This is a genomic window from Methylobacter sp. S3L5C (assembly GCF_022788635.1).
In the GTDB taxonomy this organism is placed as follows: domain Bacteria; phylum Pseudomonadota; class Gammaproteobacteria; order Methylococcales; family Methylomonadaceae; genus Methylobacter_C.
This window is the reverse complement of sequence record NZ_CP076024.1, coordinates 3,529,868-3,544,469: the sequence shown is the minus strand read 5'-3', so window position 1 is coordinate 3,544,469 and position 14,602 is coordinate 3,529,868. Positions and strand designations below refer to the sequence as shown.

The 14,602-nt window shown below is 43.3% G+C and carries 11 protein-coding genes; 1 reads left to right on the top strand and 10 read right to left on the bottom strand.

The annotated features are described in order from the left end of the window. Positions 1–18: 18 nt before the first annotated feature. From purL to dapA, 3 genes are all read right to left on the bottom strand, one after another. Positions 19–3,906 (bottom strand): phosphoribosylformylglycinamidine synthase, encoded by a 3,888-nt coding sequence (gene purL / locus KKZ03_RS15960; protein WP_243217787.1) that lies wholly within the window; start codon positions 3,904–3,906, stop codon positions 19–21. Between the two features lie 111 nt (positions 3,907–4,017). Next, a complete protein-coding gene (gene bamC / locus KKZ03_RS15955; RefSeq protein WP_243217786.1) occupies positions 4,018–4,713 on the bottom strand; it encodes an outer membrane protein assembly factor BamC in 696 nt (231 codons plus the stop codon). Then, positions 4,713–5,588, bottom strand: a complete 876-nt coding sequence (dapA, locus tag KKZ03_RS15950) for a 4-hydroxy-tetrahydrodipicolinate synthase (protein WP_243217785.1) — start codon at positions 5,586–5,588, stop codon at positions 4,713–4,715. The genes bamC and dapA overlap by 1 nt, the downstream gene beginning before the upstream one ends. Before the next feature lie 545 nt (positions 5,589–6,133). Here dapA and KKZ03_RS15945 point away from each other — a divergent pair. Then, positions 6,134–7,942, top strand: a complete 1,809-nt coding sequence (locus KKZ03_RS15945) for a DEAD/DEAH box helicase (RefSeq protein WP_243217784.1) — start codon at positions 6,134–6,136, stop codon at positions 7,940–7,942. Between the two features lie 86 nt (positions 7,943–8,028). Here the strand turns inward: KKZ03_RS15945 and dnaQ are convergent, their stop codons facing one another. From dnaQ to KKZ03_RS15910, 7 genes are all read right to left on the bottom strand, one after another. Beyond that, positions 8,029–8,754 (bottom strand): DNA polymerase III subunit epsilon, encoded by a 726-nt coding sequence (gene dnaQ, locus KKZ03_RS15940; RefSeq protein WP_243217783.1) that lies wholly within the window; start codon positions 8,752–8,754, stop codon positions 8,029–8,031. Positions 8,755–9,097: 343 nt separating this feature from the next. Next, complete coding sequence (gene galE / locus KKZ03_RS15935) at positions 9,098–10,156, bottom strand: UDP-glucose 4-epimerase GalE (RefSeq protein WP_243221654.1); 1,059 nt, start codon at positions 10,154–10,156, stop codon at positions 9,098–9,100. Between the two features lie 2 nt (positions 10,157–10,158). After that, entirely contained in the window at positions 10,159–11,019 is an 861-nt protein-coding gene (locus tag KKZ03_RS15930) for an HlyC/CorC family transporter (RefSeq protein WP_243217782.1), read from the bottom strand. Further along, positions 11,016–11,477, bottom strand: coding sequence for an rRNA maturation RNase YbeY (gene ybeY / locus KKZ03_RS15925; protein WP_243217781.1), 462 nt, complete (start codon positions 11,475–11,477; stop codon positions 11,016–11,018). Before ybeY ends, KKZ03_RS15930 begins: the two co-directional genes overlap by 4 nt. Continuing rightward, positions 11,474–12,451, bottom strand: coding sequence for a PhoH family protein (locus KKZ03_RS15920; protein WP_243217780.1), 978 nt, complete (start codon positions 12,449–12,451; stop codon positions 11,474–11,476). Before KKZ03_RS15920 ends, ybeY begins: the two co-directional genes overlap by 4 nt. Positions 12,452–12,462: 11 nt before the next feature. After that, entirely contained in the window at positions 12,463–13,818 is a 1,356-nt protein-coding gene (miaB, locus tag KKZ03_RS15915) for a tRNA (N6-isopentenyl adenosine(37)-C2)-methylthiotransferase MiaB (RefSeq protein WP_243217779.1), read from the bottom strand. A gap of 365 nt (positions 13,819–14,183) precedes the next feature. Continuing rightward, entirely contained in the window at positions 14,184–14,420 is a 237-nt protein-coding gene (locus tag KKZ03_RS15910) for a hypothetical protein (RefSeq protein ID WP_243217778.1), read from the bottom strand. Between the last annotated feature and the right edge of the window lie 182 nt (positions 14,421–14,602).

Below are 14,602 nucleotides of genomic sequence, written 5' to 3'. Positions count from 1 at the left end.
ACTTGCCCCTTATTAGTTTCATTTTAAGCTTTGCGTCCAAACCTTGGCATTTCTAAACATCCGCATCCACGCACCATACTCGCTCCAATTATCAGGATGCCATGAATTTTGCAGTGTTCTAAAGCAGCGTTCGGGGTGAGGCATCATAATAGTAAAGCGTCCATTACTGGTCGTTAATCCGGTTATGCCTAAAGGCGAGCCATTAGGATTGGCAGGAAAATCAGTCGTTACTGCGCCATAGTTGTCAACATAACACAAGGCGACGGCTTGTGCATCAAGTGCTGTCTGAGGATCGCCAATAAACTCTGCGCGACCTTCGCCATGGGCAATGGCAACCGGCATTCTGGAACCTTCCATACCGACCAATAAAATGGACGGTGATTTTTGTACTTCAACCATTGCCACTCTGGCTTCAAATTGTTCCGAGGTATTGCGCATAAAGCGTGGCCAATGCTCGGCTCCAGGAATTATTTCTTTTAAGCCTGACATCATCTGACAACCGTTACAGACCCCCAGGCCAAAGGTATCAGGGCGTTGAAAAAATGCCGCAAATTCTGCTCTGGCGAGCGGATTAAAAAGAATGGATTTAGCCCAGCCACCACCCGCACCGAGTACATCGCCATAAGAAAAACCACCGCAGGCAACCAGTCCGGTAAAATCACGCAAACTTACCCGTCCATGAATAATATCAGTCATGTGTACATCAATGCTGGTAAAACCTGCCCGATCAAACGCCGCTGCCATTTCTACATGACCATTGACGCCTTGTTCACGCAAGATGGCAACCTTGGGTCTTAACGTTGATGCAAACGGTGCGGTGATATCCTCATTAACGTCAAACGTTAAGGTTGCTGTTAAGCCGGGATCATTATCATCGGTAATACGATCAAACTGTTGTTTCGCACAATCAGGATTATCACGCAAAGCCTGCATCCGGTAACTGACTTCTGACCAGATGGTTTGCAATTCGGCACGGCTGGCAGAATAAACCGGATTATCTTTAAAATTGATGGTTAATTGTGGTGCTTTTAGCACTTTACCTATAACGAAAGTACAATTTTTTAGGCCTGATTGCTGTAATAAATCAATTACCTGCTCACAATCGCTGGCATGGATTTGCACTACTGCGCCTAGTTCTTCATTAAACAAGGCAGACAGAGCGTTATCGCCCAGTTCATCAATTGACAAGGAAACGCCCAATCGGCTGGCAAACATCATTTCAGCTACGGTCGTTAATAAGCCGCCGTCTGAACGGTCATGATAGGACAGCAATTTTCCTTGGCTATTGAGTGATTGAATAGCATTAAAGAAGTCTTTCAATAATTCCGGGTCATCCAAATCGGGGCAGTCATCACCCATTTGGTTATAAACCTGCGCCAGTACCGAAGCACCCAAACGATTTTTACCTGCACCCAAATCAATTAAAATTAATACGCTATCTTCAATATCCTGCATCTGGGGAGTCAGGGTTTTACTGACATCAATGACGGGAGCAAATGCGGTAACAACCAGCGATAACGGTGACGTCATGACTTTTTCGTCGGTGTTATCTTTCCACACGGTTTTCATCGACAATGAATCCTTACCGACCGGTATGGCAATGCCCAGTGCCGGGCATAATTCCATGCCGACTGTTTTAACGGTATCAAATAACGCGGCGTCTTCACCTTGAAAACCCGCCGCTGCCATCCAGTTGGCAGATATTTTGATTTTATTGAGTGATTTTATCCGGGCCGCAGCCAGATTGGTTATAGCCTCGCCGATCGCCATACGACCGGACGCGGGGGCATCAATTACAGCAATCGGTGAACGTTCACCCATTGCCATGGCTTCACCGGTTAAAGCATAAAAACCGGATGCCGTGACGGCAACATCAGCCACCGGGACTTGCCAAGGACCAGCCATTTGATCGCGTGCGACCAGTCCCGTTACTGAACGGTCACCGATATGAATGAGAAAGCTTTTATCAGCGACTGCAGGAAAAGCCAATACCCGTTCAACGGCTTCTTGTAGAGCCACGCCACTAAAGTCCAGTACCTTGGTAGCCGGTTTTATATGTTGGGTATTCCTGTGCAGTTTGGGTGGTTTGCCAAACAATATTGACATCGGGATATCAACCGGTTTGTCGCCTAACAAGGCGTCATTAAGCAACAGATGCTCTTGTTCGGTGGCGATACCTATAACGGCATGCAAGCAATGCTCGCGCTCACAAAAAGCGCTAAACAGCGGTAATGATTCAGGTTTGATAGCAACCACATAACGTTCTTGCGCTTCATTGCACCAGATTTGCATGGGTGACATGCCTTTATCGGCATTGTGGACATTTCGTAATTCAAACTGTCCACCACGTTTGCAGTCATGGATAATTTCAGGGACGGCATTGGATAAGCCACCCGCACCAATATCATGGATAGAAATAATGGGGGTGTCGTTACCCATCGAATTACAGTGGTTAATCACTTCCTGACAGCGACGTTCCATTTCAGGATTTTCGCGTTGTACCGAGGCAAAATCAAGGTTTTCACAACCGGCACCGGATGCTTGTGATGACGCTGCTCCACCACCCAAACCAATGAGCATGGCCGGGCCGCCTAATATGATGATTAAGGAACCGGCAGGAATAGGGTGTTTATCGACCAGCATCGGGCGAATATTACCCATGCCACCGGCAATCATAATGGGTTTGTGGTAGCCCTTAAATTCATGACCGTTACTACCGGGTGCAGGTTGTTCAAAACTACGAAAATAGCCGGCGATATTGGGCCTTCCAAATTCATTATTAAAAGCTGCACCGCCTAAGGGGCCTTCGAGCATAATGTCTAAAGCTGAAGCAATGCGTTCCGGCTTACCATTATCTTGTTCCCACGGTTGAATAAATCCGGGGATTTTTAAATGCGATACGGAAAATCCGGTTAAGCCAGCTTTTGTCGCCGAACCTCTTCCGGTTGCGCCTTCATCCCGAATTTCACCACCCGAACCGGTTGCTGCTCCCGGGAAAGGAGAAATAGCCGTAGGATGATTATGGGTTTCAACTTTCATCAGTAAATGCACGTCTTCTTCGATGTAACCATATTCGCCAGTCAGGGCATTGCGAATAAATACGGCTGCTTTAGAGCCAACAGCTACCGAAGCATTATCATGATAGGCCGATAAAATGCCTTCCGGATTTTTATCGGCAGTATTGCGTATCATGGCAAATAAAGATTGGGCTTGCTCTATGCCATCAATTGTCCAGTCGGCATTAAAAATTTTATGTCGGCAATGTTCGGAATTGGCTTGAGCGAACATCATCAGTTCAACATCCGTCGGATTTCTGCCAAGATTTTGAAAGCTGTCATTTAAATAATCAATTTCATCATCCGACAACGCCATACCCAGTTGTAAATTTGCCTTAACCAGTGCCTCGCGACCTTGTTCAATGATCTTGATGTCGACTAAGAGCTTGGGTTGGTGTTGGGCAAATAAATCCGGTTCTGCATTACCAAACAAGACCGTTTGAGTCATGCGATCGTGCAGTAAAGTTGACAGCTGTGTTTTGACCGCTGTTGACAGCGGTTCGTTGGCTGTCAGTAAGTATTCAATGCCGCGTTCTATGCGTTTGATGGTAGACAAGCCGCAGCGCTGGGCAATTTCTGTTGCTTTACTTGACCAGGGCGAGATAGTGCCCGATCGTGGCACGACCAAAAGGCTTTCACTGTTTGGCTGGTTTGTTGATGATAATGAACCATAAGCCAATAGCTGATTTAGAATGGTTTTTTGGCCAACAGTCAGGTCATTTTCAATATCTACAAAGTGAATAAACCGTGCTGAAACGGCAGTGATGCTTGCTTCTATGGCTTGTAATTCAACCAGTAGTTTATTGACACGAAAGTTGGATAATGCAGATGTTCCAGAAATTTTTAACATGTGAGTAAAACAGTAAATGTTGGTTGTTAGATTAGCACAGCGTAACCTGACACGAGCGGTTGCGGTTGTCGGGTTGGCTTAATCCAACCCAACCTATGGAAATGGCTGACGTTATTTTTTTGCCAAATCGGCTTTAATGGTTTCTTCCAAAAGCATTAGTAACTTGGCGCTGTCAGCATCAGACAATGGTTGCTGGTCTTTATCAAGAACAACGACATCTGTTTGTTCATTATTTGCTTCCAGTTTGAGTAAATAAGTTTTGTCATTATTGTCAATTCCAGCGAAGAAAAATTTAACTTCATCCAAATAGGATTCGTCTTTTACTTTTTGCCCTTCAGCGTCATATTGAATTGTAATCAGTCTTGCTTCCTGATTGCGCTCGGTGACTTCAATCGCTTTTCGGCTTAAGGATTTATTGACGATGCGCCAGGATGTGATAAACGGCGTATTAATACGCAACCGGTTACCACCATCAGTTACTTGAATGCGCTCAACTGTAATTGCCGCATCGGGTATGACTACCTCGGTTGTCGGCGTTGCTGTTGATGTAGCTTCTTCAGTCGGTAGGCCAGAAGCATCCTCCGGCATATTGGCATTAGTATCACTACTAGCAGCAGGGGCTGTCGATGTAGTTACATTGGGAACGTAGTTAGTTTTTAAATCATTAGGCAAAATTAGCGGAGGAATTTCAGTCGTGTATTGATAATCCTTTTCCTTGTCAGGAAACAAGCTTTTGATGTAACTGCAAGCGGATAGACTAAGCAACAGGATTGCCATAATGAAAAGTGAGCCGGTTTTAACTTTCATTAAATGACTTCAGCCTTACGCATTGCATCGCGTACTACGGTAAAACAATCCTCGGTTAACCAGGTTAACGGTAAGCGAATACCTTTACCCATCAAGCCCATTTCAGCAACCGCCCATTTAACCGGAATTGGATTGGATTGAATAAACAGGTTTTTATGTAAGTCTGCCAGTTTTATATCAATGGCTAATGCGGTGTCTTTATCACCGGTTATTGCTGCCATGATCATTTCATGTACCAGACGAGGGGCAACGTTACCGGTTACCGTAATCGTACCGTTACCACCTAAAAGACAAAATTCACGGCTGCTGGCATCATCTCCGGTATAAATTGCAAAATCGATACCCGCCAAATCCCTTATGGTTTTGACTCTGGATAGATCGCCTGTTGCTTCTTTAACGCCAATAATATTTTTGATATGGGATAAGCGTCCAACAGTTTCAGGTAGCATATCGCAGGCGGTTCGCCCGGGCACATTATATAAAATTTGTGGTATATCAACCGCTTCAGCAATGGCTTGGTAATGCAGATACAAGCCTTCCTGAGTTGGCTTGTTGTAATAGGGCGTTACAATCAGACAGGCATCGGCCCCCGCTTGTTTGGCCTTGCGTGTTAGCGTTATTGCTTCAGTAGTTGAGTTTGCTCCTGTTCCGGCAATAACCGGTATTTTGCCGGCAACATAATCAACAATAGATTTAATAACATCACAGTGTTCGTCTTCATTCAGGGTCGCAGATTCCCCTGTTGTACCTACAGCAACAAGGGCATCTGACCCATGTTCAAGGTGATAGTCGACTAATTTTTTCAGGCTGTCCTTGTCCACTGCACCATTTTCATACATCGGTGTGACTAACGCTACGATACTACCTTGAATCATGAAATTTCTCGATCAGAATTGATACGGTTACAAAACTGCGGTTATTATAACAAGCAAATGCTTAAAAAAGGTATAAGGCGCAAAATGCATGGCCAAAAAGATCTTTTTGACCGGTTAAAAAACGCTTGAGCGTTGGTTTATTTACTTATTTGTGCGCTGCAAGTTTGTCTATTAATATCATCAATTTTTCAGGCTAATGTTTCTTCAATTTCAGGATTGCAAAGCTTTAACGGACATTGTTTTTGAACTTCACGTTTTTAATGCTTGATCCAAGGCAACTACCCGGCGACATTTTTAACCATAAGAGTTTGTTATAAAAAATGATTGGTAACCGTTACGGGTAGTGGATTTATATGCCCAATTTCCTCGTAAGGTATCAATAATCGCATTGAAACAAGCCCTTGCAGTAACTTAAAAAACATCATCAACAGTTATGACTGTATCAATTTACTGCGAAATTCAATACAATGGGGTATAATTTATAAATAAACAAAAATTTCTCCGCGCTCTACGCGCATTCCAAAAACTCCAAAACAGGTAAATCCATGTCCAATGATGTTTCTACATTACCCACTTTCCGTGATTTAGCACTGATCGAACCTCTGCTAAAAGCACTGGATGATGTCGGTTATGAAACACCTTCGCCCATTCAGGCACAAGTTATTCCGCTAATGTTACAAGGCAGAGATGTTTTGGGTCAAGCGCAAACAGGTACTGGTAAAACAGCGGCTTTTGCACTACCCATTTTATCGCGTATAGATCTTCGTCAAAAAGACCCACAGGTGTTGGTTCTGGCTCCGACTCGCGAACTTGCCATACAAGTAGCAGAAGCATTTCAGCGTTATGCTGCACATTTAAAAGGCTTCCATGTTTTACCTATTTACGGTGGACAAGACTACAGCACACAATTACGTCAGCTAAAGCGCGGCGCACACGTGGTTGTCGGTACACCGGGTCGGGTCATGGATCACATGCGTAAAGGCACCTTGAATCTGGACGGCCTTAGCGTTCTGGTTCTTGATGAAGCTGATGAAATGTTACGTATGGGCTTTATTGATGATGTTGAATGGGTACTTGAAAAAACACCGGAAAATATACAAATAGCTTTATTTTCTGCGACTATGCCTTCGGTTATTCGTAAAATTGCTCAAGAATATTTGACTGATCCGGAGCAAGTCACTATTAAAGTAACTACTGCATCAGCAGAAAATATACGTCAACGCTTTTGGATGGTTAGTGGCGTACATAAGTTGGACGCATTGACTCGTATCCTTGAAGCTGAAACGTTTGACGGCATGATTATTTTCGTCAGAACCAAAACGGCAACCATTGAATTGGCAGAAAAGCTGGAAGCACGAGGCTACTCGGCAGCGGCAATTAATGGCGACATGTCTCAGACTCTTAGAGAACGCACTATTGCCCATCTGAAAAATGGCAAATTGGATATTTTAATTGCTACCGATGTTGCTGCGCGCGGATTGGATGTCGATCGTATTACCCATGTCGTCAACTACGATATCCCTTACGATACCGAATCTTACGTTCATCGTATTGGCAGAACAGGACGTGCGGGACGTACCGGTGATGCAATTTTGTTTATTGCACCCAGAGAAAGAAAGTTGTTGGGTAATATCGAAAGAGCGACCAAGCAAAAAATTGAAGAAATGGGTTTACCTTCAACTGAAGTCATTAATAATAAACGTATTTCACGCTTCAAACAAAATATTACTGACACGTTGGCCGCAGAAGAGTTGAGTTTTTTCACTCAATTGATAGAGCAATTTCAACAGGAACATAATGTAACCGCATTAGAAATAGCGGCTGCCCTGGCAAAATTGGTCCAAGGCGATACACCGTTGTTAATGCAAAATTTACCTAAAAAAGCTTACGACAGTAGAGAAGATCGTCCTGAAAGGGATCGTCCTTCAAGGGACAGAGATGACCGTTCACGTAGGGAGGATCGTCCTGAAAGGGATCGTAAACCAAAACGTGCTTTCGGAACTGGCGCAAATATAGAAATGGAAACATTTCGTATTGAAGTCGGCCATGCACATGGCGTAAAACCTGGCAATATTGTTGGTGCTATTGCCAATGAAACCGGCATTGATGGCGATCATATCGCCCGTATTAGAATTGAAGATGACTACAGTACTGTTGAATTACCTGCAGGTATGCCAAAAGAATTGCTTGAAGAACTGAAAAGAATTCGGGTCGCAGGACAGTTGCTTAACATTTCAAAAATGGATGAAAGTGCCAGAAGATCACAACCGGATGATGCGGCCAAAAAAGTTGATAAAAGCAAAAAAAGAATGGGTTCTACATCCAGACGTGCAAAACCAAAAGCAGAAGAGTAATTTGATTGATCCGGTTAGCCTCGGCTAACCGGATCAAAAACGGTTATTTGTAAGTTGGGTTGGTTTCTGCTTTCCCGGCTTGCAAGCTACTGATTCCATAGACAAGAGTCACCGGCTTTTTCAATCGCTTCCAAACGTAATTGATGAGCGGTCAACTCTTCCTCATTACAAGTAATAATTCTTAATGCGGGGCGGTCTGTGAGTATCCGTTTTACCTCCGTATTTTCACTTGATCCTGTTGTCTCCAATTGCCCCTCATCCAGTAACGAAGATTGCCCCCCCGTCATTAATAAAAACACATCGGCTAGGATTTCTGCATCCAATAAAGCGCCGTGCAAATCCCTATGACTATTATCTATACCATAACGTTTACAAAGCGCATCCAGACTGTTTCTTTGTCCCGGATGTTTTTTTCTGGCATAGGCTAGTGTATCAAATACCTCGCTATAATCTGTTACCGCTCCTGTTTTATTTTTGAGTAGTGAAAACTCTTTGTTAATAAAGCCGACATCAAATGGCGCATTGTGTATAACCAACTCTGCATCCTTAATAAAGCCGATAAAATCGTCAACAATTTGGTCAAAATGTGGTTTATCATCCAAAAATTGATTGGTGATGCCGTGAACTGCAATGGCACCATCATCAATAATTCGATCAGGATTTATATAAACGTGAAAGCGTTTTCCCGTTAGGCGACGCTTAACCATTTCCACACAACCAATTTCAATAATCCGATGTCCTTCCTGCGGATTTAACCCCGTAGTTTCAGTATCAAGAACGACTATGCGATTTGTAAATGTACGCTTATCCATACAGTTTCCTTTTGATAAAATTAATAAGTTTTTTTAAGGCTAAGGGAAGTATTATTTCTGGATTGGCTTGGATGAGTTTGATGTTGAAGGTAGTGCCAGCAATGATTGGGTATGAAAAGTTTGATCCTGAAGCTTTCTGGTAATCACCGGGGGTTACCGGTTTTAAATATTTGCTAGGGATAACATATATTTTGGCCGACTACTCATACAGGACATGCCAAGTAGTAATAAAGCTCATTATTGGTGATTGAGCGATACACTACATTTTAATGCGTTCAGCATATCCTGTGGAGATATTTATTAGAGTTATGGTTTCTTTAGAAAATAGTCAGGCTTTAGCCGTTTAAATTTGGTTATAGCCTTGCGGGTTTTGGGTTTGCCATTTCCAGGTGTCAGCTACCATATCATCCAGAGTTTTTTCTACTTTCCAGTTAAGCTCTTTTAAGGCCAGATCAGGATTGGCAAAACACTCTGCCAGATCGCCGGCTCTGCGCGGAGAAATTTTATAATTAATGGTTTTTCCGGTTATTTTTTCAAAAGCATTGATTATTTCTAGAACACTATAGCCTCTGCCAGCGCCCAGGTTATAAGCGTTACAAGCACCCGTTGCAAATTTTTCGCTGTTCAATGCTGCTATTGCATTGATATGACCTTTTACCAAGTCAACCACATGAATATAATCCCTGATACCGGTGCCATCACGAGTCGGGTAATCATCACCAAATACGGATAATTGTGTTAATTTGCCAATGGCAACCTGCGCAACATAAGGCATCAGATTGTTGGGGATTCCATTCGGGTCTTCGCCAATCAAGCCGCTTTGATGTGCACCTATCGGATTAAAATAGCGTAGCAAAGCAATTTTCCAGGGTGATGCAGCTTGATTGATTTTATCAGCCGCTGATAAGTCCCGTAAAATATCTTCTATCATGGCTTTGGAGCGGCCATAAGGATTGATCGCACCCAAAGCAAAGTCTTCAGTATATTGAGGTGTTGAGGATGATTCACTATAAACAGTCGCAGACGAACTGAATACCAATTGCTTTACGTTCGCATGGTTCATTACTTCAGTAAGTACCAGCGTTCCATGGATATTATTGTCATAATACAATTGCGGTTGTGCGCAGGACTCACCAACCGCTTTTAATCCGGCAAAATGAATCACTGTTGACGGTGATTCTTTAGCAAAAATTTCAGTTAATGCGGGTTTGTCACGAATGTCGGCTTGATAAAAAGACAGTGCTTTACCGGTAATTTTTTGTACCCGGGTTAATGCTTCAAGTTTACTATTGGACAAGTTATCAACGACGACAACCTTAAAACCCGCTTGCAATAATTCTACACAAGCATGGCTTCCGATATAACCTGCGCCTCCGGTTATTAATACTGTCTGATTATTCATCATTATTTTTCTGCGACCAGGTTATGTTGGGTTTTAAGTTTTATTAGACGAATGCGCCGATTATCCGCTCTAATCACTTCAAAGCGCATGTTCTCTATAACGAGGCTTTCGCCTTTTTTAGGCATATGTTCGAATTGATTTACCAGAAAGCCGCCTATGGTATCGTATTCATCCGTGACTAAATTGGTGGAAAAATAATCATCAAATTCTTCAATGGGCATGAGTGCTTTTATCATGAACTCATTGGGATTACGCTGAAAAACGTAGCCTTCATCGTCATGATCATCATGCTCGTCTTCAATTTCACCAACAATTTCTTCCAGCACATCTTCGATGGTGACCAGGCCTGCAGCCTGTCCGTATTCATCGACAACAATAGCCATATGATTACCATTGGTTCGAAATTCCTTCAGCAATACGTTTAAGCGCTTGCTTTCGGGAACAATCAAGGCGGGCCGCATGATATCCTGAACCGTCATGGTGTTGTTTTGCAAGACACGCGCCAGTAAGTCTTTGGCTAACAAAACCCCAACCACTTTACTGCGATCGCCATCAATAACCGGATAACGGGAATGACAAAACTCGATGACCAGTGGAAATATGGTTTCCAGTTCGGCATCTTTGGGTACCACGACCATTTGAACGCGGGGGATCATGATATCCCTGACCCGCATTTGTGATACCTGTAATACGCCTTCAATCATCGATAAGGCATCGGTATCCAATAGCCGGTTTTCTTGTGCTTCTCGTATGATTTCAAGAAGATCATCCAAATCTTGAGGCTCACCGGAAAATAGTTGGCTGATTCTTTCCACCCACCGTTTTCGGGGAGCGATTATACTTGGAGGTTGCTCATCGGTCATTCGTCATTGTCCTGTAGATAGGGATTTTGTATAGATAATGTCTTTAAAATGGTTATTTCTTTGCTTTCCATTAATTCGGCTTCAGCCTCATCAAGATGGTCATAGCCCAATAAATGCAAGACGCCATGCACAATGATATGCGCCCAATGGTCAGCCAAAACTTTATGTTGTTCCCGTGCTTCTTTTTCCATGACCGGAGCACAGATGACCAAATCGCCTAATAAATCCAGCTCAATACCATCCGGTACTTCAACGGGAAAGCTGAGGATATTGGTGGGGCCGTGTTTATGGCGGTATTGCTCATTAAGTTTGGAAATTTCTTGTTCATCAACAATACGCACTACAATTTCGGTATCTTGATCATAATCGCTTAATGCCGCATCCACCCATTGTTGAATCTGTTGCTGATCAGGTTGGCCGTCGGAGTTAAAAATAGTCTGGATTTCGATTAGATTCATGGCTTGATGTTATTTTTTTGCTCGTAGTCTTCATAAGCAGAAACAATGCGCTGTACCAAAGGGTGCCTTACGACATCCCGCGCCTCAAAAAAAGTAAAGCTGATACCCTCAACATCTTTAATAACGCCAAGTACATGCCGCAGGCCGGACATTTTTTCTGAAGGCAGATCTATTTGGGTAACATCACCAGTGATAACGGCCGTGGAACCAAAACCTAAGCGGGTAAGAAACATTTTAATCTGTTCGGTTGTAGTGTTTTGTGCCTCATCCAGAATAATAAAAGCGTCATTCAAGGTTCGGCCACGCATAAAAGCCAGTGGGGCAACTTCTATGATACCCTTATCAAGCATTTTTTCAACGCGTTCAAAGCCGAGCATTTCATGCAAGGCATCATACAAAGGCCGCAAATAAGGATCGACTTTTTGGGCCATATCTCCCGGCAAAAAGCCCAGCTTTTCACCGGCTTCTACCGCAGGGCGCACCAGAATTATTTTTCTGACTTTTTCAGTTTGCAAGGCTTCAATAGCGCAGGCAACGGCTAGGTAAGTTTTGCCGGTTCCGGCCGGACCCACGCCAAAATTAATATCATGAGCGAAAATTTTTCTTAAGTAAGCTTGTTGATTGGAACCCCGACCTTTAATCAAGCCAAATTTGGTTTTGATAGCGACCTCTTGTTCCGCTACCGTTGCCAAGGTTTCCAACATGTCGTCAATAGAGGCATCCTGCATAGCCAAATGAATCAGTTCGGCGGTTAACTTGTCATTTTCAGTGCTGGCAAATAATTTCTGTATAACCGCGCAGGTGGCCTGGACTGACGAACTATCCAATCCGGTCACTTTAAACTGGTTGCCGCGATTGGCTATTTCAACATGGAGTCGTTTTTCTATTTGCCGTAAATGCGCATCTAACTGGCCACAAAAGTTGGATAGCCTGTCATTATCGGCAGGGAACAAACAAAGTTCTTGAGAAGTCATTGAATGATCTATCAGCTATGAGTGACTATTTTATCGACAGAAGCTTCAACCATCCGTCCCCGTAAAGAATTAGGCAGAGCTTCCGCAATGAACACATCAACAAATTGTCCTGCCAGCCGAGGATGACCAATAAAATTTACCACCCGGTTATTCTCGGTTCGGCCTTGCATTTGCAGGGGATTCTTTTTAGCTTGTCCTTCGACTAAAACCGTTTGCACGGTACCTATCATGCTATTGGAAATAGCGATAGCCATCTCGTTAATCCGGTTTTGAAAGCGCTCAAGACGCAGTTTTTTTACTTCTGCAGACACATCATCCGGTAAATCTGCTGCCGGTGTTCCGGGTCGTTGACTATAAACAAAGCTAAAAGATAAGTCGAACCCGATCTCTTCAACAAAGGCCAGGGTTTCTTCAAATTCGGCATCCGTTTCACCGGGAAAACCAATAATAAAATCCGAAGACAGGCTGATATTGGGGCGTACTTGACGCAATTTACGAATGATTTCCCGATAATCGGCGCTGGTATGGCCACGTTTCATCATTTTTAAGATATTATCGCAGCCACTTTGTACCGGTAAATGCAGATGATCAACCAGTTGTGGAAGTTCGGCAAAAGCTTCAATTAAACTATCCGTAAATTCAACCGGATGTGACGTGGTAAAACGCAAGCGATCTATGCCGTCAATGGCAGCTACATAATGCAATAACAGGGCAAAATCGGCAATGTCGCCATCCTCCATTTCACCGCGATAAGCATTAACATTTTGCCCCAATAAATTGATTTCCCGGACACCTTGTCTGGCCAATGTAGTAATTTCAGCAATGACATCTTTTAGCGGACGACTGATTTCTTCGCCTCGGGTATAAGGCACCACGCAAAAAGAACAATATTTACTGCAGCCTTCCATTACTGAAACAAACGCTTTTGGACCTTCTGCCCGAGGCTCGGGTAGGGCATCAAACTTTTCTATTTCCGGAAAAGAGACATCAATAACCGGTTTATGCTTGCTGCGGACTTGATCCAATAATTGTGGCAAACGATGCAGCGTTTGCGGACCAAAAACGATATCGACAAATGGTGCACGTTTTTGAATGGCAGTACCTTCCTGGCTGGCAACACAACCACCAACTCCAATGATGACATCGGGGCGTTTGTCTTTAATCTTGCGCCATTTACCTAACGCTGAAAAAACTTTTTCCTGGGCTTTTTCGCGTATTGAACAGGTATTAAGAAGTAAAACGTCTGCCAGTTTTGGATCGTCAATCAATTCAAAGCCATGTGATGCTTGCAGTACATCGCGCATTTTATCAGAATCATATTCATTCATCTGACAACCGTTGGTTTGAATATAAAGTTTTTGTGTCATAGTTTATCTGGGTAACTCATTTAAAAAGTACTGAGGTTTTTTGGTTTTATTGAAAAGTAATAGCGGTAACCACCGCTGAACGACTAATAAAAAAGTGGCGCTAGAATATCGCTGCTTATTTGTGTCAATCATTATAACCTGAAGACCGATTAAACGAGTAACACGTCTGCTTTTCAAGTAGTAAAATATCGTTGTACAGACTTTCAGAAAGTAAACTGCCAATTCATCTCGTTATAAGCGCATACAGATAATAACCCTAAATGCCTTCAAAAGATGGTGGCTTTAAATTTCGAAATTATTTATCCGGGAAGCTATCTAGCAGTTTGATATTTCTTGGCGGCTATTTATACAATACTTCGGACAGTTTACGCGGCGATAGCCTCATAGTTACAGAGGGCTGCAAAGCCCGGGCTGGATTTTATGGCAGTAAAGTCCAGCCCTAAGTGGCAAGAAAACCTTTCCAATAAATGCGCATTGAATTTACGGGTCTTCCAACTGGCGATTGAAATAACATGGCGATCTGAGCCTTCCACAGCCTGTTGCCGGTCTTCCAGACGCAGTAAATTCAGCGCGGCCAGTGAAGCATTGAAATGGAAGCTCAATGTTGCTTCGGAAGTCGCTTGGCATCGCGAAACCCGAACTCCATCTGAAATTTTGCTTTGTAATAGCGCAGGATGTCCAGCGCCGCACAGTCAGTGTCAGTGCAGAATAATAATACCGTATAGGTTTTGCCTTTTTCTTCTCACGATATAGCAATATTTTGGAAAGTTTTGATTTGATTAAA

What these genes read in the sequence shown, in the direction of transcription:
- KKZ03_RS15945 (WP_243217784.1), top strand. Translation starts at nt 6,134, where the DNA reads ATGTCCAATGATGTTTCTACATTACCCACTTTCCGTGATTTAGCACTG.
- miaB (WP_243217779.1), bottom strand. Translation starts at nt 13,818, where the DNA reads ATGACACAAAAACTTTATATTCAAACCAACGGTTGTCAGATGAATGAA.
- bamC (WP_243217786.1), bottom strand. Translation starts at nt 4,713, where the DNA reads ATGAAAGTTAAAACCGGCTCACTTTTCATTATGGCAATCCTGTTGCTT.
- ybeY (WP_243217781.1), bottom strand. Translation starts at nt 11,477, where the DNA reads ATGAATCTAATCGAAATCCAGACTATTTTTAACTCCGACGGCCAACCT.
- purL (WP_243217787.1), bottom strand. Translation starts at nt 3,906, where the DNA reads ATGTTAAAAATTTCTGGAACATCTGCATTATCCAACTTTCGTGTCAAT.
- dnaQ (WP_243217783.1), bottom strand. Translation starts at nt 8,754, where the DNA reads ATGGATAAGCGTACATTTACAAATCGCATAGTCGTTCTTGATACTGAA.
- KKZ03_RS15920 (WP_243217780.1), bottom strand. Translation starts at nt 12,451, where the DNA reads ATGACTTCTCAAGAACTTTGTTTGTTCCCTGCCGATAATGACAGGCTA.
- galE (WP_243221654.1), bottom strand. Translation starts at nt 10,156, where the DNA reads ATGAATAATCAGACAGTATTAATAACCGGAGGCGCAGGTTATATCGGA.
- dapA (WP_243217785.1), bottom strand. Translation starts at nt 5,588, where the DNA reads ATGATTCAAGGTAGTATCGTAGCGTTAGTCACACCGATGTATGAAAAT.
- KKZ03_RS15930 (WP_243217782.1), bottom strand. Translation starts at nt 11,019, where the DNA reads ATGACCGATGAGCAACCTCCAAGTATAATCGCTCCCCGAAAACGGTGG.